Genomic DNA, 19223 nt, shown 5'->3' with positions numbered 1-19223 from the left:
TTTTTCCGTTCTCGGGGGCTTGTAGATTGGTTAAAAGGCCCTCTCCCCGTACAGCAACGACGCCACCGTGCTGAGCAAGCTCTCCGTCGCCGAGGGCCTGACGGGGCTGGACGAGGCCGGGGCCGCCGCCCCCGCGCTGGCGAGGTCGTGGACCCGGAAGAGCCCCACCACCTGGACGTTCGAACTGCGCAAGGCCACGTTCCAGGACGGCACCGACGTCACCGCCGAGTCGGTCGTGGGCGCCCTCGACCACGCGAACGCTGCCGAGACCAAACCCCGTGTCCTCAGCGACGTGACCCTGTCCGCGAAGGCGGACGACACCGACACCGTGACCATCACGACCCAGGTCCCCGACCCGGTGCTCCCCCTGCGGCTGGCCAGCCCCGCACTCGGCATCCTCTCCGCGAAGGCGTACGGCAAGGACGGCAGCGTCAGTCCGGTCGGCACCGGAACGGGCCCCTTCGAGATCACGAAGCTCACCGGGAAGAGCAAGGCCGCACTCGACCGCTTCGACGGCTACTGGGGCGGCAGGGCGAAGGCGTCCGGCATCGACGTGACCTGGATAGCCGACGGCACCGCCCGCGCCAACGCCCTGCGCGGCGCCGACGTCGACATCGCCGAGTGGATACCCACCGCCCAGGCCCGGTTGCTGGACGAGGACACCCGCCACGAGGTGCCCTCCGTACGGACCGACAGCCTGATCCTCAACACCCGAAGCGGCATCTTCACGGACGAGGCGCTGCGCGCGTCCGCCCGCGAGGCCGTGGACGGCTCGGCCCTCGTCGACTCGGTGTTCGGCGGATACGCCGACCCCGCGAAAGCCCTGTTCGGGCCGGCGATCCCCTGGGCCGCCGGCGACCGGGGCGAGGTGACCGGCCGCGCCAAGGCCTCGACGGCCGCGGAGGTGAAGGCCGACACCAAGGGCAAGATCCTGCGCCTGGCCACCTACACCAACCGTGCCGAACTCCCCGAGGCCGCGACCGTGCTCCAGCAGCAGCTGGAGAAGGCGGGGTTCACCGTGAAGCAGGACGTGCGCGAGTACACGCAGATGGAGGCCGGCCTCCTCGCCGGCGAGTACGACGCCCTCGTCTTCTCCCGCGTCACGCTCCTCGACACCGGCGACGCCGTCGCCTACCTCGCCAGCGACTTCACGAGTGACGGCGTCTACAACATCGCCGGGCTGAAGGACTCCGGGGTCGACCGGGCCATCAAGTCAGCGGCCGGGGAAGGCGACACGGCGAAGCGGCAGCAGAAGATCCTGGCGGCCGAGGCGGAGGTCCTGCGCACGGACGCCGTCGTGCCGCTGGTCCACGAGCAGGTCGTCCAGGGCATCGCCACGGGGGTCGAAGGTGTGCTCCTCGATCCCCGCGAGCGCTCCCTGATCAACGTCGACACCCACCTCAAGTAGCGGCTGATGAGCGTCACGCCGGCCGATGCCCGCCCGGTCCGGTGGCGGGCGGGCGCGGGCCGCCTCGCCGCCGGGGCCGCGCTTCTGACGGCCGTGGCCCTGCTGCCGTGGCTGTCCAGGACCGACCCCGCGCTGACGGTCCTGCGGGCCCGCTCCGCCGACCAGGATCCGACCCCCGCGCAGCTGGCCGCCGTACGCGAGCAACTGGGCCTGGACAAGGGCCCGTTCAGTCATCTCGCGCACTGGCTCGGCGGACTGCCACGCGGCGACGCGGGCACCTCCTGGGTGTCGGGCGAGGCGGTCCTGCCCGAGGTGACCGCCGCCTTCGCGGTCTCCGTCACCATGATGCTCGGCGCCCTCGTGGTCACGATCGCGGTCGCCGCGCTGGTCAGCGCCCGCACCCTGTATCTCGGGTCGCGGCGGCGACTGCACCGGGGAAGGGCGGCCACCGGGGCCGCCGCCCTCGCCGCGTTGCCCAAGTTCCTCCTCGCCTCCCTGCTCGCCACCGTGTGCGGAGTGTGGCTCGGCTGGTTCCCGTCCCAGGGCTGGGAGGGGCCGCAGTGGATGGTGCTGCCCGCGCTCGCGCTCGGCGTGCCGTCCGGGGCGATGATCGGCGCTCTGCTCGACCAGTCACTGCCCGCCGCCTTCGACGAACCCTGGGCGCGGACCTGGCACGCCTACGGGTTCGCGCCCGGCCACGTCGCCCGGCACGCGCTGCGCCGCACGCTGGCCGGGGTGCTCCCGCAACTCCTGCCGACCGTCGTGGCCCTGGTCGGCGGTGCCGTCGCGGTGGAGAAGATCTTCAACATCCCAGGGCTCGGCCGGCTCGCCCTGGATGCCGCTGTCGCCCAGGACCTCCCGCCCCTGCAGACCGCGGCCCTGGTCCTGGTCCTCCTCGGCATCGCCGCCGGACTCCTCATCCAGGCCCTGCGCCGCGCCCTCCTCGGCCCGGCACTGCGGGACGGCGCCCTGCCCGCCCTGCGCGCACCGGACCTCCCCCGAAGCCGCTCCACCCCCTGGATCGCCGGCATCTGTGCCATCACCCTGCTGGCCCTGGTCGTGGCCGGACTGCTGCGTGATCCCCTGCACGTGGACACGGCCGCGCGGCTGCTCCCGCCCTCGGCCGGGCACCCGTTGGGCACCGACGCGCTCGGACGTGACCTGCTCGCCCGCCTCGGCCACGGAGCGCTGCGCACAGTGGGCACGGCCCTCGCGGTGACGGCGGTGTGCACCGTGACAGGGCTGCTGATCGGTATGGCGGCACAGGTGGGCGCGGGCCTGACGGAAGTCGTGTCGACGCTGCCGGCGGTCCTCGCCGGACTACTGACGACGGCGGTGACCGGCCCGTCGGCCTGGGGTGCCGCGTGCGCGGTCTGCCTGGTCGGCTGGACGCCCTACGCCGCCCAGTGCTCGGCCCTGCTCGAACAGGAACGGGCCAGCGGTCACATGCTCGCGTCCCTCTCGTTCGGCGCCGGCCCGGCGTATCTGTTGCGCCATCACCTGCTGCCCGCCGTGCTGCCCGGGGTACTGCGCAACGCCCTCCTGCGCCTGCCCACCACGGTCCTCGTGCTCGCCTCCCTCGGCTTCCTCGGCCTCGGTGAACAGCCTCCCACCGCCGAGTGGGGCCGTCTGCTGTCGGAGAACCAGCCGTACGTGGAACTCGCGCCCTGGACCGTGCTGGGGCCGGCCTGCGCGCTGATCCTGCTCGCCGTTCTCGCCGTGTCGGGCACGGCCTCGGGGCGAGGCGGGCCCCGACGGACGGCCCGGTCCGCCGTCCTGCCGCGAGGAGCAGGTGAGCGCGCCACCGGCGGCACGGGTGCCGCCTCCGGCAGAAGGTGAGGGAAACGGGTCCAGCCCGCCCTCGGTGTCGTCAGGCCAGGCCGAACCGTTCGGCGTGCACCTGGACGGCGGGAACCTTCAGAGCGCGCAGGGCACCGAGCACGGCCGAGGTCACCGCGGGCGGGCCACAGACGTACACGTCGCGTTCGGTGATGTCGGGAACCAGGGCACGCAGACTCTGCGGCTCGAACGGCGGGCTGCCCTCCCCTCTGCGGCCGGTGAGCAGGTGGAGCCGCCCCCCGAGGCCCGCGACCAGCGTTCGTACCTCGTCCACCAGCACGGCCTCGTCCTCGCTGCGCACCCGGTAGAGCACGACGATGTCGCCGGCCGATTCCTCCTCCAGCAGGGCCCGGACCGGCGTGATGCCCACTCCTGCGGCGATCAGCAGCGCGCCGGGCCGCGTTCGGTGCAACGAGGTGAACGCCCCGTACGGACCTTCGACGAACACGCGGGTGCCGACCGGGACGTGCCGCAGGCCGGTGCTGGCGCTGCCGACCGCCTTGGCCGTCAGGCGCAACGTCCGGCCGTCGGGGGCCGCCGACAGCGAGAAGGGGTTGGCCGGCCACCAGTGGTTGTGCCCGGGGAACCGCCAGATGCAGAACTGGCCCGCCCTGGCCGGCAGCCTGTCGAGGCGGCGGCCGGTGACGTGCACCGACACCACGTCGTCCGACTCCGGCACCACCGCCACGACCTCGAACCGGTGATAGGCGTTGCGCCACAGCGGCATCACGATCCGCCCCGTGACCAGGGCACCGAACGCGAAGAGCCACAGGGCCCACCAGTAGGTCATCGCGAGCGTGGAGGAACGGAAGGTCGTGGTCTCCCGCAACTGGTGGACGAACGCCAGTCCCAACGCCACGTACAGCAGCAGGTGCACGCCGTGCCACGTCTCGTACCGCAGCCGCCGCCTCACCTGCCTGGCGGAGACGGCGGCGACCACGACGACGATCGCCGCGGCCCCCATCCCGAGCAGGGAGGCGGGTACTCCCGCCAGCGCCATGAACGTCTTCGTCATCGCCGCGTCATCGAGCCGGGCGTAGCCCAGCACGACCAGCACGGCATGGGTGAGGAGGGTCCACAGCAGGGTGAAGCCGACCCACCGGTGCCACACCGTCAACCGGTCCATGCCGATACGGCGGTCGAGCCACGGCAGCCGCGCCACCAGCAGCAGCTGGAACAGCATCAGCACGGCGGCGTGCAGGCCGAAGAACTTGGCGACCGTGAGCACCCCGTTCTTGCCGGTCCCCGCGGTGAGGAACAAGGCCTCGACGATCACCAGATTGACGATGACGAACGTCCACAGCGCCCACCGCGCCGCGACGACCGGAGGTATGGTGCGCTGCCGCACCCGTGCACTCGTCGCCTCCACCGCTTCCCCCTTGTTCACATGACGCACTGACGCCCCGGCACCGGCCGGGATCGCCAGGACCCGAGCCCCCCGATCCAACGCGACCCGGGGCGGGCAAGAATACGGAACGTGGCGAGAAGTCGCCCCCCCTCGGCCTCAACTGTTCCTGTTCGTCAGGTCGTCGACGCGGGACCGGGCGGAAGGTGGACCGTCATGATCAGGCTGCAGGTCTCCGTGCCGGAACCGCGGTAGGTGTGCGGGGCGTCGCCGTCGAACGTGGCCGTCTGGCCGGCTTCCACGGGGTGCTCGACGCCGTCGACGATCAGGACCATCCGCCCGGAGGTGACGCTGACGGTCTCCACCACCCCGGCCTGATGGGGGTGGCTCGGATACGTCTCGTCCGGTTCCAGTCGCCAGCGCCAGACCTCCACGGGGGCCGGACCCGAGGTGGTCAGCATGAGTCGGGCGTCGCCACCCCGCTCCCCGGTCCACAGGGGGGCCACGGCGTCGGCGTCGACGATGCGCACGCGCCCCTCGGACGGTCCCTGCATCAGCGCGGACACCGAGATCCCGAGGGTGTCGGCCAGCCGGACGAGGGTGGCCAGGTTGGGATTGCCCTGCGCCTTCTCCAGCGCGACCAGGGCTCCCTTGCTGACCTGGGAGCGTCGGCTGAGCTCCTCCAGGGAGAGGCCCGCCCGGGTGCGGGCGGCCCGGACGTTGCGCGCGACCGTCCGCAGCGCCGCGGCTGTCTCGACCATCTGATCTCCATTCCTCGCCACCGACCACCGCTCTGGGCTCCGACCACCGAAATGCACCGCGCGGTCGTTCGGTTGACACCAGCCGGTCGTTTCATTGTACGGTTCAGTCGTTCCACTGATTGTAGGGGATGTACTGTGATCGCTTTGATGATGGCCCTGGGCAGCTCACTCGCCTACGGCTGCGCCGACTTCCTCGGCGGCCTCGGCGCCCGTAAGGCTCACGTGCCGCGCACGGTGATGATCGCGGCCCGGCCTCCCTCGTGGTCGAGCTGATGCTGTGGCCTGTGCTCGGCGCCTCGTTCAGCGGTGCCACCCTCGCTTGGGGTGCCGCGTCCGGAGTCGCCTCCGCCGCCGCCTTCGCCCGCGGCCACGGCCGACCGCCTCACGGCACGCGGCCAGGGCCTCGACGCGCCCACCGCGCTCCAGCAGCTCCGCAGGCTGGACCGCACGGGCGCCTGGAAGCCCTGACCCCCGGCCCGACCGCCCACGCCCCCTCCCGGCCACGAGAAACGGAAAACCCGCCCATGCCCGTCCTCCACATCACCCCCGCCGTCATGGACGCCTTCCCCGACACCCTCATCGCCCTGGTCACCGCCACCGGCCTGGAAGGACACGAGCCCTGGCCCCGAACCACCGCGGCCCTGGAAGACCTGGAACAGCGACTCGCCGACTGCACCTGGCACCCCGCCGACGAGACCGACCCCCTCATCGAGGCCTGGCACACCGCCTACCGCTCCTTCGGCACCAACCCCCGCCGCATCCGCCCCAGCGTGGACGCGCTCGGCCGACGCCTGGCCAAGAAGGGCACGCTGCCGCGCATCAACCCGGCCGTCGACTCCTACAACGCGGTCTCCGTCCGGCACGGCCTGCCCGCCGGCGCCTTCGACCTGGACCACGTCAGCGGCGACATCGACATCCGATACGCGCACGGCACCGAGTCCTTCACCCCGCTCGGCGAACCCGACACCGTGGAGAACCCCAAACCCGGCGAGATCATCTACGCGGACACCACCGGCGTCCTGACCCGCCACTGGAACCACCGCGACGCCCACCGCACCCGCGTCACCGAGCACTCCACGCACGTCGCCTTCGTCCTCGAAACCCTCCACGCCGACCGCGACGGCGACCTCCTCAAGACGGCAGCCGAGGAGCTCCGGAATCTCCTCGCCCCCCACACCGCGCAGACCACCGTGCACTACCTCAGCCCGGCGCAGCCACGGGTCACCACCTGAGAGCAGCTGCCTGCTCGGACGGGCCGATGACGACAACGCCGGGCAGCCGAGGGGGAGATGACCGCAGGAGGATAGATTCTGTCCATGGCTGACGACTGGCGGACGGACCGGATCGGGAGTGCTCTACGAGGGGAGAACCCCACCGTGTTGAGGCGCCTGGACGCGGGGTTCGCGGTGATCGGCGATGCGCAGTTCCTGCCGGGTTACTCGGTCCTCCTGGTCGACGATCGCAGGGTGGAGAGGCTGTCGGACTTGCCCAGGCCCAAGCGGCTGGCCTTCCTGTCCGACATGGACCGGCTCGCAGAGGCGGTGGAGCGAACATCGCGTCGCATGGATGCGGCATTCCGGCGGGTGAACCTGGAGATCCTCGGCAACGCTGACGGGTTTCTGCACGCGCACGTGTGGCCACGCTTCGCGTGGGAGCCGGCCGAGTCGGTGCGTATGCCCGTGTGGCTCTATCCTCGCGACAACTGGTCCGACAGCGAGTTCGCACTCGGTCCGCAGCACGACCCGCTGCGCAAGGCGATCGGGGACGAACTCGACCGTCTGCGCTCGGCCGGCTGACGGCCGGTCGGGTTCCCTGGTCGTCACGGCGGAGTTCGTGCACGCTCGCGACACCGGCCGACCGGCGGCCACGTGGTGAGCGGATCCACGAAGGCCCGCAGGCCGGCCGGTCCGGCTCACCGACCCCCGCCGCAGCACGCACCGCGCCGGAGCGTCGCCCCTGGGGCCACTACTTCACCGAGTCCCACGCGCCCGCGTGGAAGCTGCGCAGGAGGGCGATCAGGGCGGCCCCGAGCCGCCAGTCCACACCGGGTGCGTGCACGTGCAGCTTGTCGCCCTTGGACCTGAACTCCAGCGGGACCTGCCCGTTCGCACGCCACCGGATGCGCCGGGGTGCGCGAGCCATGCCGCCCTCGTTACCCGGGACGCTGTCGATGACGGTCATCACGAGGAAGGCCGTCATCAGCGGCAGCAGGAGCCACCACATCCACCACCAGACGATCCTCCCCTTGGAGCCCACCGCCGCGGTGCCTCCGGACTGGTGCACGGTCCAGCGGGTGCGCAGGCCCCTGCCGCGGAGTGCCTTCTCGCGCATGACCGTGCCGATGACCTCGCCGTGCGCGCCGAGCACCTGAAACCTCGCGACACCGCCGCCGGCCGACAGGGTCACCACGGTGGCCACCCGCTCCCGGCGTTGATCGTCGGCCCACAGGGCGAAGGAACGGGCCCCGCTCCCCCGGGCCGCACGGTACGCGGACGTGCCTCCGGGCGGCAGTTCGCGCTCCACGTACACGGCCGACGGCGCCGGACCCGACCCGTCGGAGAAGCTGACCATGCCCGTCACCCTCGACTGACCCTGGCCGTCGTCGACGCGTCTCGGACCGCCGTACATGGTCAGTACGTTGCTGCTCATCCGACGTGCTCCCCGTGGTGATCGCGTGCCCAGGCCGACCCAGTCTGTCTCACCGTCCGCCCCAACGGAAAGCCCCGCCCTGCGAGATGATCAACTGCCTGTTTCGGCTCCTGATCCTGCTCCTCTGCAACGCGGTGGCGGCGGTCGCACCACTGGCGGCTCCCTTCTCCCTCGTCCTCCGTATGGTCCACCGCGCTGCCGGGTCTCGGCGCGGTGCGGCATCGGACCGCACACTCGACGTAGGCCGGCCCACGTCAGGTCAGCGGCTCGTCACGCGTCACTCACGGTCAGCGCGCTCAGGAAGGTCAGCACGGAGGCGTCCTCCTCGATCAGCGGGACGAGGGCTGCGTTGAAAGGGGCGCCGTACGGCGCCTTGAGGTGGGCCTGGAAGGCGTCCTCGTCGCGGTACACCTCGAAGATCCAGAAGGACCGGGGGTGGGCCGCCTTGGTGTAGACGTCGAAGGCGAGGTTGCCTTCCTCCCTCCGCACCGTCAGGGCGTAGTCACCGATCAGGCGGGCGACCTCATCTTGTGTTCCCTCACGGGCGGTGAACTCGGCGAGCAGGGTCTTCTTCACGGTCTCGTGTCCTTGTCGGTCATGGGCGTCGGTCGTGCGCGCCGCTCCCCTGCGCGTCACGTGTGGGCATCCCGTGGGGCATCACTTGCAGGCCTCACGTGGGGGCATCACGTGGGAACGTCACTTGTGCGCCGAGTCGAGGTGCCAGATGACGGCCTTGTCCAGCTTCGCCGAGCCGTTCTCGGCGAAGACCTCCACTCCCTGGCTGGCGGGGTCGGGGAAGATCTGGTCGGTGATCGCGGCCTCGCCGTCGCCGCCGAAGACCTCGACGGAGGACCAGTCGACGAGTATGCGCAGCTTGACCTTGCCGTTCTTGGCCTTCAGGGGTGCGGTCTGGACGCCGGGGAAGGAGCTGTTGAAGTCGACGGCGCCGGAGCGGGTGCGGTCGACGTACAGCTCCTGTGTCGTGGTGTCGTAGCCGATGACGGTCTCCTCTCCCCCGGCGCCGGTGCGCACCTTCAGGCCGAACCGGTCGGCGTCCTTGAGGGAGAAGGTCGCCTCGATGTCGAGGGCCTTGCCCCGCGCGGCGGGGTCTGCCAGGGCCTTGGACGTGTTCCTGACGGTGATGCCTGACGCGGACGCCGGGTACGGCTGCCGAAGGGACGCCACGCTGTTCACGGGCCGGCTGATGAGCCGGGTGCGGCCGTCGACGGTCCGCAGGGACATCTCCCGGGGGATGCTCTGCGCGCCGCGCCAGGGGGACGTGGGAACGGCACCGCCGTAGTCCCAGTTGTTCATCCAGCCGATCATGTACCGCTTGCCGCCCGGCGCGTTCTCCCAGGAGACGGCCGCGTAGTAGTCCTTGCCGTAGTCGGCCCAGTCGGCGCGCTGGACGACGGACTTCGCGGGTGTCTCGGCAGTGGTGAACCGGTCCGCGAGGAGGTGGCCCCAGCCGGCGGTGTTCATGTCGACGAGCTGGATCCGCGCCTCTTTGCCCGCGTAGGGACGCATGTCGAAGGAGGCCCAGTCCAGGGTCTCGCTGTGGGAGCCTGTGGCGCTGCGGACGACCTGGCCGTCGACGACGAGGTTGACGGACGTCTCCTGGGAGACGGGCTGGGCCTGGGTGTCGGAGAGCATGATGTGGTCGACGTTGAGGTGGCCCCAGCCGCCGCTGTTGTCATCGACGATCTTGATCTGTGCCTGCTTGCCGGCGAGGTCCTTGACGTCCCAGGAGGCCCAGTTGAGCGCCTCGCCGTCCTGTCCGGTGGTGCTGCGGACCACCTGGCCGCCGACGAGGAGTTCGACGGCGGTCGGGTGGTCGGAGCCGGCGGGATGGTGGCCGCCGCCGACGAGGAGGTTGAGGTAGGCCCGGTCGATGGTGAACTCGGGTGAGGTGAGGGTGCCGGTGGTGGAGTCGCCGTTCAGGAAGCTGTTGGCCAGCCCGCCGCCCTGGAAGCCGGAGACCTCCTGCTGGCCCGGGAGGGTGCCGGTGGCGGGTGCGGTGCCGAAGGCGTCCCCGGTGGTCGTCCAGTCGCCGTAGGTGCCGCCCTCGAAGTCGGCGAGGACCGTACCCGCGGGCGGCGGGCCCGGCTCCATGACCGTTCCGGCCACGTGCGGGTGCCGGCCGCCACCGACCTTGAAGTTGAGGTACCTGCTGTCGACGGTGAAGGAGGGCGAGGTCAGCGTGCCGGTGGCGCCGTCGCCCGAGTGGAAGCTGTTGGCGAGGCCCTTGCCGTCGAACCCGTCGACCGTGCCCTGGTCCTCCACCGCCCCGGCCGCCGGCGACCGGCCGAAGGCGGTGCCGGTGCTCGTCCACGAGCCGAAGTCGGTGCCCTCGAAGTCCTGCACCACCGTGCCGGCGGGCGGGGTGTAGGTGCCCTTGTCCTCGGCGGTGAACGTCTCGCCGTCGAAGTCGCCGACGAAGTACTGGGCGGCCGAACCGCCCGCGATGCCACCGGGGTTGATGTTGACGACGAGGACCCACTTGATGTTGTCCGGGTCTCCGTCGACCGCGAGGGGGAAGAGGTCGGGGCACTCCCACACGCCGCCGGTCGCGCCGGACGGCCCGAACTCGCTGAGCTGCGTCCAGTCCTTGAGGTTCTTGGAGGAGTAGAACCGCACCTTGTGCTCGGCGGACAGCGACACCGTCATCAGCCAGCTCCGCGTGGGCGCGTACCACTGGACCTTGGGGTCGCGGAAGTCCTTGGAGGCGATGTCGATGACGGGGTTGCCCTGGTACTTGGTCCATGTGCGGCCACGGTCGGTGCTGTAGGCGAGCGACTGCGCCTGTACGCCCGTGTCCTTGTCGTGGCTGGTGTAGACCGCCACCATGGGCGGGTTCTTCTTCGTGCCGAAGCCGGTGGTGTTGTCCCGGTCGACGACCGCGCTGCCGGAGAACACCATCTCGCTGTCGTCGTGCGACAGGGCGAGCGGCAGTTCCGTCCAGTGCACGAGGTCCTTGCTCACCGCGTGGCCCCAGGACATGTCGCCCCAGGAGTTGCCGTTGGGGTTGTACTGGTAGAAGAGGTGGTATTCGCCCTGGTGGTACACGAGGCCGTTGGGGTCGTTCATCCAGTTCTTCTCGGGCGTGAAGTGGAACTGGGGCCGGTAGGTCTCGGTGTACGGCGGAGTGTCGGCGGCTGCGGCCCGGGGGGCGAGCGGAGTTGCCGACAGGGCGCAGACGGTCGCCACCGCCGCTGTCATCCGCACGCGGGCATGCCGGGATACACGTCGTGACGTCATGGTGTCTCCTGTGCCGTGGCCGTCCAGCGGGCCGAACCTGCGGCTCCGGCGTGGACCGACCGAGTGGGAACGCCCTGGCCGACGTCGTCGTCCACGCCGTCGGCCCAGGGTTGTCATCGTTGACTTGTGTCATCGATGACATCCGGTGGCCCGATAATGGGCGAGGGGCTGCCGAAGCGTCAACGGTTCGGGCCGAACCGCCCGCCGCGGCCCGCCCGTCCGTCAGGTGCCGGCGGTGGACGTGAGCTGTGCCAGCTGATCGCTCCACGGCGGATTGGGACCGGCGACCGAGCAGGTCAGCGCCGCGACCCGGGTGGCGAACCGGCAGACCTGCGCGACCTCGTCGAGACCGAGATCGGTCAACCGGCCACCCAGGAGTCCGCGGGCGCCGAGGTGGTGCAGCAGGCCGGCGGTGAAGGAGTCCCCCGCGCCGACCGTGTCGACGACCCGCGTGGCCACCGCGGGTACCCGCAGCCGTTCACCGTCGAGTGAGGCCAGGGCACCGCCGGCGCCGAGCGTGATCACGACGAGCCGTACCCCCGCGGCGTGCCAGAGGTCGCACGCCTGCTCGGGCGAGGTGCCCGGCAGGAGGAGTTCCAGGTCGTCCTCGCTCAGGCGCAGGATGTCGGCGAGAGCGCACCAGCGCGCCAGCCGGGCACGGTAGGCGTCGGGGCGCACCAGCAGCGGCCGGACGTTGGGGTCGATGCTGATGGTGGCCCGCGGAGCCGCTGTCGCGAGGAACTCCTCCACCACCGCCCCGCCGGGCTCACGGACCAGCGCCAGCGACCCGGTGTGCACGCAGACCGTTTCGGACAGATCCGCCCGTGCCAGTTCGCCCGGAGTCCACTGCCAGTCCGCCGTGTTCTGCGCGTGGAAGGAGAACGCGGCCTGCCCGGCGGCGTCCAGCTCCGCCACGGCCAGCGTGCTGGGCTCGGTGGCCGGTACGGCGTCCGCCAGGTCGACGCCGGACGCCTCCAGGTGGGCCCTGAACAGGCGGCCGAACACGTCGCCGGACAGCCGGGCCAGGAAGCGGGCCCGGGTGCCGAGTCTGGCCAGGGCGACCGCCGTATTGGCAGGTCCGCCGCCCGGCAGCACCCGCAGGGCGAGTTCGTTCGAGGCGTTCGCCGGTTCGGTGAAGGCGTCCGCGACGCACTCTCCCACCACGGTGATCTGACGCGGGCTCATGGGCTGCTCTCCCTCGGGAAGGCCCGAAAGGCTCGGGCACGGACCGTCGCGGCGACACGGCCGCTGAGCAGCCGTGCGACGCGACGGCTGCCGACGTTGCCGATTCGTGACGGGCAGAAGGCATTGACGTTGCCGGGACGCGGAGTCCATCATCCTCGCCAGGCGGTGTCAACGATGACATAAGTCAACGATGACACCGCGGGGCGGCGTGCTCCGCTCCCAACCCTGCCGCCCGCGATCCCACAGGAGTCGTTCATGTCTCGCACCACCCTCCCGTTCTCCTCCCTCGTCAGAGCCGCCGCGGCCACGGGCGTCGCGGCCCTCACGCTGACGGCCTGCGGATCCGGCTCCGGCACCGGGTCCACCGACTCCGGTTCGGGCGCCGTCAAGGTCGGTCTGATCACGAAGACCGACACCAACCCGTTCTTCGTGAAGATGAAGGAGGGCGCGGAGAAGGCCGCCAAGGAGAACGGTGCCCAACTGTCCACCGCGGCAGGAAAGTTCGACGGGGACAACGCCGGACAGGTCACCGCCGTCGAGAACATGGTCGCCGCCGGGGTGAAGGGCATCCTGATCACGCCCAGCGACTCCAAGGCCATCGTGCCCGCGCTGGAGAAGGCCCGCGCCAAGGGTGTCATGGTCATCGCCCTGGACACCCCGACCGACCCGGAGAGCGCGGTCGACGCCCTCTTCGCCACCGACAACCTCAAGGCCGGCCAGCTGATCGGCGAGTACGCCAAGGCCGCCATGAAGGGCAAGCCGGCGAAGATAGCCGCCCTCGACCTCGCCCCGGGCGTCTCCGTCGGCGTCCAGCGGCACGACGGCTTCCTCAAGGGCTTCGGAGCCACCGACAAGGACGTCGTGTGCGCCCAGGACACCGGCGGCGACCAGGCCAAGGGCCAGACCGCGATGGAGAACTGCCTGCAGAAGGCGCCCGACATCAACGTCGTCTACACCATCAACGAACCGGCGGCCCTGGGCGCCTACACCGCGCTGAAGGCCAAGGGCCGGGAGAAGGACGTACTGATCGTCTCCGTCGACGGCGGCTGCACCGGCACCCAGGCGGTCAAGGACGGCAAGATCGCCGCGACGTCGCAGCAGTACCCGCTGAAGATGGCCGCCGAGGGCGTCAAGGCCGTCGTGTCGTACGCCAAGGACGGCAAGAAGGCCTCCGGTTACACCGACACCGGTGTCACGCTCATCACCGACACGGCGCAGGACGCGATCACGTCGAAGGACACCGCCTACGGCCTGGAGAACTGCTGGGGCTGAGCCGCGCCCCAGGACCGTACGACACCGTACGCCTCACTCCTCTTCAGCGGGCGGTCGGCCCGCCTCCCCGACCAGGGACGACCGCCCCCTCGTCCCGGCGGCGGGACCCCTGCCCTCGTCCTCCGACAAGGACATCTGTCTTCCGACAAGGACTTCGCATGACAGCCACGACCACGCCGTACGCCGAGCTCAAAGCACCCACCGCGGCCCGCAGACTGCTCACGGCGCCGACCACGGGCCCGCTGGCCGCCCTCATCCTGGCCTGCGCCTTCTTCTCCCTCTCGTCCGAACAGTTCCTGACCGGGGGGAACTTCTCGCTGATCGTGCAGCAGGTCATGGTCGTGGGCACGCTCGCCATCGGGCAGACCCTGATCATCCTCACGGCGGGCATCGACCTGTCGTGCGGGGCCGTGATGGCGTTCGGCAGCATCGTGATCGCCAAGATGGCGGCCGAGGGCTCGCTGCCCCCGCTCGCGGCGATCGCGCTGGGCCTGGCCGTCTGCGGTGGCTTCGGCCTCGTCAACGGGCTGCTGGTGCAGAAGATCCCGCTGCCGCCGTTCATCGTGACCCTCGGCATGCTCAACGTGGCCTTCGCGCTGACCCACATCTACTCCGAGGAACAGACGGTCACCAGCCTGCCCGGCCCGCTGACGGCCCTGGGGCAGACGTTCCCCCTGGGCCACACGGACATCACCTACGGCTCCCTGGTCACCATCGCCCTCTTCCTCCTCCTCGCCTACGCGCTGAGCAGCACCGGCTGGGGCCGGCACGTCTACGCCCTGGGCAACAGCGCCGAGGCCGCCCGGCTCAACGGCATCCGCACCTCGCGCCTGACCATCGGCATCTACACGGTGGCCGGCGTGCTGTACGGCATCGCCGCCGTGCTGCTCATCTCCCGCACCGGAGTCGGCGACCCGCAGGCCGGGCAGACCGACAACCTCGACAGCATCACCGCCGTGGTCCTCGGCGGCACCAGCCTCTTCGGCGGCCGCGGCTCGGTCCTGGGCACCTTCATCGGTGTCCTCATCGTCGGCGTGTTCCGCAACGGCCTCCAGCTGATGGGCGTCGCCTCCATCTACCAGACCCTGATCACCGGCGTCCTGGTGATCCTCGCGGTGACCGTCGACCAGATCTCCCGGAGGAAGGCCCGATGACCGCCATCACGCCCGTTCTGCAGGCCCGCGGCCTGGTCAAGCGGTACGGCCAGGTCACCGCCATCGACGGCGCCGACTTCGACCTGCTGCCCGGCGAGGTCCTCGCCGTCATCGGCGACAACGGGGCCGGCAAGACCAGCCTGATCAAGGCACTCACCGGCGCGGTGGTCCCCGACGCGGGCGAGATACGCCTGAACGGCGAGCCCATCACCTTCTCGGGTCCGCAGAGCGCACGGGCGCACGGCATCGAGACGGTCTATCAGGACCTCGCCGTGGCCGCCTCCATGGACATCGCCTCGAACATGTTCCTCGGCCGCGAACTGCGCCGCCCCGGCCCCCTCGGCAGCGTCCTGCGCATGCTGGACAAGAAGCGTATGCGTCAGGAGGCGGCCGAGCACATGGCCGATCTCAAGATCGGCCTGCGCTCACTGAGCCAGTCGGTGGAGACGCTCTCCGGAGGACAGCGGCAGGCCGTCGCGGTCGCCCGTTCCGTCGCCTGGGCCCGCAGCGTCGTCGTCATGGACGAACCCACCGCCGCCCTCGGCGTCAAGGAGTCCGGCCAGGTCCTGGACCTCATCCGCCGGGTGCGCGACAAGGGCATGCCGGTCGTCCTGATCAGTCACAACATGCCGCACGTCTTCGAGATCGCCGACCGGATCCACGTCCACCGACTGGGCAGACGTGCCGCCCTGATCAGGCCCGGCGACCACTCCATGGCGGAGGTCGTCGCCATCATGACCGGCGCACTCACCGTCGACGAGGCCGGAGATACTGTCGTAGCGGATTCGGAGGCCGCGAAGGCCGCCGGAGTCCAGGCCACCTGACAGCACAACACTGCTCTCGCAGTTTCCGGCCGAGGCCGCGGCCGGAACCCGAGAGCCTCAGGAGACGGTTTCCTCCATGGCAGCGCACCGCCGCCCCACCCTGGCCGACGTCGCGCGAGAAGTCGGCGTCAGCGCCAAGACGGTCTCCCGCGTACTCAACGAGGACGGACCCGCCTCCGCGCAGACCAGGGAACAGGTACTCGCCGCAGTGGCCAAGCTCGGCTTCCAGCCGAACCTCATGGCCCGCAACATCCGCGTCGGCGGCCCGGACACCACCATCGGCCTGGTCATCCCCGACCTCGCCAACCCCTTCTTCGGAGCGGTGGCCCGCGCCATCGAGGACACCGTCCGCGAACGCGGACTGACCCTGCTCATGGGTTCCTCCGCGGACGACCCCGAGCGCGAACGCGCCCTGACGGACAAGTTCCTCGCCCGCCGCGTCAGCATCCTGATGGTCGTTCCGTCCGTCGGCGCCGACCACTCCCACCTCAAGTCCCAGCGCACGGCGGGGCTGCCCGTGGTCTTCCTCGACCGGCCGGGCGTCGGCCTCGCCACGGACATCGTCGTCAGTTCCAACCGTGCCGGAGCCCACGACGGCGTCGCCCACCTCATCGCCCACGGACACCGGCGCATCGGCTTCGTCGGCGACCTGCCGCCGAAGCTGTACACGCGCCGTGAACGTCTGGCCGGCTACCGCTCGGCGCTGCAGGAAGCGGACATCCCCTACGACCGCTCCCTCGTCGCCAACGCCCACGACCAGCAGGGCGCCGAGACCACGACCACCCAACTCCTCGGCCTGGCCGATCCGCCCACCGCGCTGTTCGCCGGCAACAACATCATGGCGCTGGGCATCGTCGCCGAACTGGCCCGCAGCCGGCGCAAGGACGTCGCGGTCGTCGCCTTCGACGACGTGGCGCTCGCCGAGGCGCTCGAACCGGCCCTGACCGTCGTCGCCCAGGACGCGCAAGAGCTGGGCAGGGCGGCAGCCACCACCGCCCTGGCCCGACTCGACGGCGACCGCACGCGCGCCCGCACGGTCACCGTTCCCACCCGGCTGATCGTCCGGGGCTCGGGCGAACTCCCCCTCCTCGCGCTGCAGAAGGCGTGACCTGGAGTCGGCCCAGATCTGCGCTCCCGCCGCCGGCCCGGACCGTGGCCGGGCCACAGCCGTGGCCTCCCGCCGACGGGGCTGGAAGCCCGGCCTGGTGTCCGTGGCCGGGCCGGGGCCGTCGGCTGCCGCACGCGTCAGCCCGACTCCGGGCTGTGGGGCAGGAGTCGGCGGCCTTCCTCGTCCGAGGCGGCCGGCCGGCGCCGGGCGCCCCGAGGAACACACCGCGCATGCTGCCCATGGGCGTTCAGCCTCACCCGCGCGAGGGCCCTCGGACTGCTCCTTCAGCTCGCCGTGGGCCCCTCGCCCGCGGTCAGTCGCGCACGTGCAGACCGAAACCCGCGCGTCCCGCGGGCTCCAGCCCCTTCTTCAGGTGCAGCGAGGGAATCTCGTAGTCACCGAAGTTCTGCCGCCGGAAGGCGATCGGCTCGGTCGACTCCAGGGTGAGCAGGCGCTGCTCCCACGCCTTGGCGACGTCCGGGTAGTCCTCGGCGGTCATCCGGTCGCTGCCGTACAGCACGAACGGCGGCAGCACCTCGATGCCTGGGTAGTGGAGGATGCCGTGGTGGATGGGGAACAGCAGGTCGTCGATGGGGCCGTTGATCCCGCGAGCGGCGTAATGCGGCTCCGGTCCGCCCACGGTCACCGACAGCAGAGCCCTCCTGCCCGCGAGGGTTCCTTCGCCGTAGCGCTCGCCGTACCTGGTGTCACTGTGCTCGCCGACTCCGTACGCGAAGTGGTGGGTGAACACCCGGTCGACCCAGCCTTTGAGGATCGCGGGCATCGTGTACCACCACAGCGGGAACTGGAAGATGACCGTGTCGGCCCACAGCAGCTTCTCCTGCTCGGCGCGGACGTCCGGGGTGAGCGTCCCGGCGTCGAAGGCCCGGCCGGAGTCGAGGGCGACCTTCAGCGGCCGTGAGGCGTGGGGGCCGTAGTCCGCGGCGTCCACGACCGCCTTCCAGTTCATCGCGTACAGATCGCTCACCCGTACCTCGTGCCCGGCTGCCTCCAGCGTGGACACCGCCAGGTCCTTCAGCGAGCTGTTGAGCGACTTGGGCTCCGGGTGGGCGTGGACGATGAGCGTCTTCATCGGAACTCCTTCGGATCGGATGCCTTCGATCCTGGGCCCCGCGACGCCCGGCATTCAGGGGCGCCGCTTCCGTCGGACGGGACTTCCTGGTATCGGCAGGGCCACCCTCACGGGCGGCATCGAGGCGATACTCGGGGGCATGGACGATCTCGCGGGGTTCCTTCGGACCAGGCGTTCCCGGGTCGACCCGGCGGCCGTCGGCATCCCCACCGACAGCCGCCGCCGGGTCGAAGGGCTGCGACGCGAAGAGGTCGCGCACCTGTCCGGCGTCAGCGTCGACTACTACGTACGTCTGGAGCAGGGCCGCGCGACCCAGCCCTCCGAACAGGTCCTCGACGCGCTCGCCGGCGTCCTCGGTCTCGACGAGATCGAACGCGGGCACCTCTACCGGCTGGCCCGGCAGCGGCGCCGCCGCGCGAAGGCGCCCGGCGGGCGGGTCCGACCGGAGCTGCTGCGCGTCCTCGACCTGGTCGCGGACGCACCCGCACTGATCATGGACCACCGCCTGGACGTGCTCGCCGGGAACCGCCTCGCCGGACTCCTCTACGGCCGCCCGATGCCGGGCCTCAACACCGCTCGGCACATCTTTCTCGAGGAGGCCGAGCGCGGCCTCTACGCGGACTGGGAGAAGTGCACCCTCGACGTGGTCGGGCACCTGCGCCTGGCCGCCGGCAAGTACCCCGAGGATCCACGCCTGGCCTCCCTCATCGGCGAACTGGCCATGCGCAGCGAGCGGTTCCGCCGTCTCTGGGCCCGCGCGGACGTGCGCGCCCGCACACATGGGCGCAAGGCGTACCGGCACCCGTTGGTCGGACTCCTGGAACTGCACCAGGAGAATTTCGCGCTACCGGACGAGTCGGGGATGGAGCTGCTGGTGCTGTCCGCGGCCCCCGGCAGTCCCGCCGAGGACGGGCTGCGCCTGCTCGCGGGGCTGGGCACGGACAGCGGTGAGGGACATCCCACCGTGCACGCCCGGTTTCGGGAGTGACCCGACGGTGAGCCATGTGACGGTGACGTGCCCTGCGACGAGTCACAGGTCCACCCCTGGGCCGAGGCGTGCGAGGGCGGCGAGCCTGATCCGGGGCACGTCCTGCGGGCTCGGAGCGGCGCGGATGGCTTCCCGGTCGGGTCGGGCGGCGGCCGCCGCCTCTCTCAGGGCGGCGACGAACGCGCTCAGGGCGGGCCGTTCGGGCGCGGACTCCCGCACCGCGGCGTAGATGCCGTGCACGGGCACGGGCCGGCGCACCTCCCGCACGACCACCGAGGGCGGGGGCCCCGGCCGGGCTGAAGCCGAGCGCTCCGCCGCCCTCGGTGGTCGTGCGGGAGG

At 71.1% G+C, this 19223-nt stretch carries 17 protein-coding genes and 2 pseudogenes; 11 read left to right on the top strand and 8 right to left on the bottom strand.

Annotation, left to right across the window (positions count from 1 at the left end; all coding sequences use genetic code 11):
• The first annotated feature begins 67 nt into the window (after positions 1-67).
• Both P1P75_RS28250 and P1P75_RS28245 read left to right on the top strand, forming a co-directional pair.
• Positions 68-1408 (top strand): ABC transporter substrate-binding protein, encoded by a 1341-nt coding sequence (locus P1P75_RS28250; RefSeq protein WP_319260495.1) that lies wholly within the window; start codon positions 68-70, stop codon positions 1406-1408.
• A 6-nt stretch (positions 1409-1414) separates the two neighbouring features.
• Positions 1415-3247, top strand: coding sequence for an ABC transporter permease subunit (locus P1P75_RS28245; protein ID WP_319260492.1), 1833 nt, complete (start codon positions 1415-1417; stop codon positions 3245-3247).
• Between the two features lie 31 nt (positions 3248-3278).
• Here the strand turns inward: P1P75_RS28245 and P1P75_RS28240 are convergent, their stop codons facing one another.
• A complete protein-coding gene (locus tag P1P75_RS28240; RefSeq protein WP_319260500.1) occupies positions 3279-4595 on the bottom strand; it encodes a ferredoxin reductase family protein in 1317 nt (438 codons plus the stop codon).
• A 173-nt stretch (positions 4596-4768) separates the two neighbouring features.
• Complete coding sequence (locus tag P1P75_RS28235; RefSeq protein ID WP_319260489.1) at positions 4769-5353, bottom strand: XRE family transcriptional regulator; 585 nt, start codon at positions 5351-5353, stop codon at positions 4769-4771.
• Positions 5354-5488: 135 nt separating this feature from the next.
• On the opposite strand from P1P75_RS28235, the pseudogene P1P75_RS28230 reads away from it, so the two are divergent.
• The 4 genes and pseudogenes from P1P75_RS28230 to P1P75_RS28215 all read left to right on the top strand — a co-directional run.
• Positions 5489-5715, top strand: a pseudogene (locus P1P75_RS28230) (EamA family transporter); the annotation flags it as partial.
• On the top strand, positions 5678-5821 hold the full coding sequence (locus P1P75_RS28225) for a hypothetical protein (protein ID WP_319260502.1): 144 nt from the start codon (positions 5678-5680) through the stop codon (positions 5819-5821). The pseudogene P1P75_RS28230 and the gene P1P75_RS28225, both read left to right, overlap by 38 nt.
• A gap of 56 nt (positions 5822-5877) precedes the next feature.
• The gene (locus P1P75_RS28220; protein ID WP_319260497.1) at positions 5878-6585 is read left to right on the top strand and encodes a phenylalanine--tRNA ligase beta subunit-related protein; all 708 of its coding nucleotides are present in this window, start codon (positions 5878-5880) and stop codon (positions 6583-6585) included.
• A gap of 84 nt (positions 6586-6669) precedes the next feature.
• Positions 6670-7149 (top strand): diadenosine tetraphosphate hydrolase, encoded by a 480-nt coding sequence (locus P1P75_RS28215; RefSeq protein WP_319260487.1) that lies wholly within the window; start codon positions 6670-6672, stop codon positions 7147-7149.
• A gap of 169 nt (positions 7150-7318) precedes the next feature.
• Here P1P75_RS28215 and P1P75_RS28210 read toward each other — a convergent pair whose 3' ends face one another.
• The 4 genes from P1P75_RS28210 to P1P75_RS28195 all read right to left on the bottom strand — a co-directional run bounded on the left by P1P75_RS28210 (position 7319) and on the right by P1P75_RS28195 (position 12445).
• Positions 7319-8002 carry a hypothetical protein gene (locus P1P75_RS28210; RefSeq protein WP_319260484.1) on the bottom strand — a complete coding sequence of 228 codons (684 nt, stop codon included), beginning with the start codon at positions 8000-8002 and terminating at the stop codon, positions 7319-7321.
• Between the two features lie 270 nt (positions 8003-8272).
• Positions 8273-8578 carry a putative quinol monooxygenase gene (locus P1P75_RS28205; protein WP_319260481.1) on the bottom strand — a complete coding sequence of 102 codons (306 nt, stop codon included), beginning with the start codon at positions 8576-8578 and terminating at the stop codon, positions 8273-8275.
• 120 nt (positions 8579-8698) lie between these two features.
• Positions 8699-11260: a GH32 C-terminal domain-containing protein gene (locus tag P1P75_RS28200; RefSeq protein ID WP_319260479.1), complete on the bottom strand. Its 2562-nt coding sequence runs from the start codon at positions 11258-11260 to the stop codon at positions 8699-8701.
• Positions 11261-11482: 222 nt separating this feature from the next.
• Positions 11483-12445 (bottom strand): carbohydrate kinase, encoded by a 963-nt coding sequence (locus tag P1P75_RS28195; protein WP_319260476.1) that lies wholly within the window; start codon positions 12443-12445, stop codon positions 11483-11485.
• A 255-nt stretch (positions 12446-12700) separates the two neighbouring features.
• On the opposite strand from P1P75_RS28195, the gene P1P75_RS28190 reads away from it, so the two are divergent.
• From P1P75_RS28190 to P1P75_RS28175, 4 genes are all read left to right on the top strand, one after another.
• Positions 12701-13717 (top strand): sugar ABC transporter substrate-binding protein, encoded by a 1017-nt coding sequence (locus P1P75_RS28190; protein WP_319260473.1) that lies wholly within the window; start codon positions 12701-12703, stop codon positions 13715-13717.
• Positions 13718-13875: 158 nt separating this feature from the next.
• Positions 13876-14871: an ABC transporter permease gene (locus P1P75_RS28185; RefSeq protein ID WP_319260470.1), complete on the top strand. Its 996-nt coding sequence runs from the start codon at positions 13876-13878 to the stop codon at positions 14869-14871.
• Entirely contained in the window at positions 14868-15695 is an 828-nt protein-coding gene (locus tag P1P75_RS28180; protein WP_319260468.1) for an ATP-binding cassette domain-containing protein, read from the top strand. The genes P1P75_RS28185 and P1P75_RS28180 overlap by 4 nt, the downstream gene beginning before the upstream one ends.
• A gap of 76 nt (positions 15696-15771) precedes the next feature.
• On the top strand, positions 15772-16803 hold the full coding sequence (locus P1P75_RS28175; RefSeq protein WP_319260465.1) for a LacI family DNA-binding transcriptional regulator: 1032 nt from the start codon (positions 15772-15774) through the stop codon (positions 16801-16803).
• A 313-nt stretch (positions 16804-17116) separates the two neighbouring features.
• Here P1P75_RS28175 and P1P75_RS28170 read toward each other — a convergent pair whose 3' ends face one another.
• Positions 17117-17896: an NAD(P)H-dependent oxidoreductase gene (locus tag P1P75_RS28170; protein WP_319260462.1), complete on the bottom strand. Its 780-nt coding sequence runs from the start codon at positions 17894-17896 to the stop codon at positions 17117-17119.
• A 139-nt stretch (positions 17897-18035) separates the two neighbouring features.
• Here P1P75_RS28170 and P1P75_RS28165 point away from each other — a divergent pair, with 139 nt between their 5' ends.
• Positions 18036-18884 carry a helix-turn-helix transcriptional regulator gene (locus P1P75_RS28165; protein ID WP_319260459.1) on the top strand — a complete coding sequence of 283 codons (849 nt, stop codon included), beginning with the start codon at positions 18036-18038 and terminating at the stop codon, positions 18882-18884.
• A 42-nt stretch (positions 18885-18926) separates the two neighbouring features.
• Here P1P75_RS28165 and P1P75_RS28160 read toward each other — a convergent pair.
• A pseudogene (locus P1P75_RS28160) lies at positions 18927-19223 on the bottom strand (hypothetical protein); the annotation flags it as partial.

Origin of the sequence: Streptomyces sp. ID05-39B (genome assembly GCF_033794725.1) — a bacterium.
Classification (GTDB): domain Bacteria; phylum Actinomycetota; class Actinomycetes; order Streptomycetales; family Streptomycetaceae; genus Streptomyces; species Streptomyces bobili.
This window is presented reverse-complemented; position numbering and strand designations above follow the sequence as displayed.

Coding starts and splice junctions, on each gene's coding strand:
- P1P75_RS28210 (WP_319260484.1), bottom strand. CDS start 8,002: ATGAGCAGCAACGTACTGACCATGTACGGCGGTCCGAGACGCGTCGAC.
- P1P75_RS28165 (WP_319260459.1), top strand. CDS start 18,036: ATGGACGATCTCGCGGGGTTCCTTCGGACCAGGCGTTCCCGGGTCGAC.
- P1P75_RS28185 (WP_319260470.1), top strand. CDS start 13,876: ATGACAGCCACGACCACGCCGTACGCCGAGCTCAAAGCACCCACCGCG.
- P1P75_RS28170 (WP_319260462.1), bottom strand. CDS start 17,896: ATGAAGACGCTCATCGTCCACGCCCACCCGGAGCCCAAGTCGCTCAAC.
- P1P75_RS28200 (WP_319260479.1), bottom strand. CDS start 11,260: ATGACGTCACGACGTGTATCCCGGCATGCCCGCGTGCGGATGACAGCG.
- P1P75_RS28175 (WP_319260465.1), top strand. CDS start 15,772: ATGGCAGCGCACCGCCGCCCCACCCTGGCCGACGTCGCGCGAGAAGTC.
- P1P75_RS28215 (WP_319260487.1), top strand. CDS start 6,670: ATGGCTGACGACTGGCGGACGGACCGGATCGGGAGTGCTCTACGAGGG.
- P1P75_RS28180 (WP_319260468.1), top strand. CDS start 14,868: ATGACCGCCATCACGCCCGTTCTGCAGGCCCGCGGCCTGGTCAAGCGG.
- P1P75_RS28220 (WP_319260497.1), top strand. CDS start 5,878: ATGCCCGTCCTCCACATCACCCCCGCCGTCATGGACGCCTTCCCCGAC.
- P1P75_RS28235 (WP_319260489.1), bottom strand. CDS start 5,353: ATGGTCGAGACAGCCGCGGCGCTGCGGACGGTCGCGCGCAACGTCCGG.
- P1P75_RS28190 (WP_319260473.1), top strand. CDS start 12,701: ATGTCTCGCACCACCCTCCCGTTCTCCTCCCTCGTCAGAGCCGCCGCG.
- P1P75_RS28245 (WP_319260492.1), top strand. CDS start 1,415: ATGAGCGTCACGCCGGCCGATGCCCGCCCGGTCCGGTGGCGGGCGGGC.
- P1P75_RS28195 (WP_319260476.1), bottom strand. CDS start 12,445: ATGAGCCCGCGTCAGATCACCGTGGTGGGAGAGTGCGTCGCGGACGCC.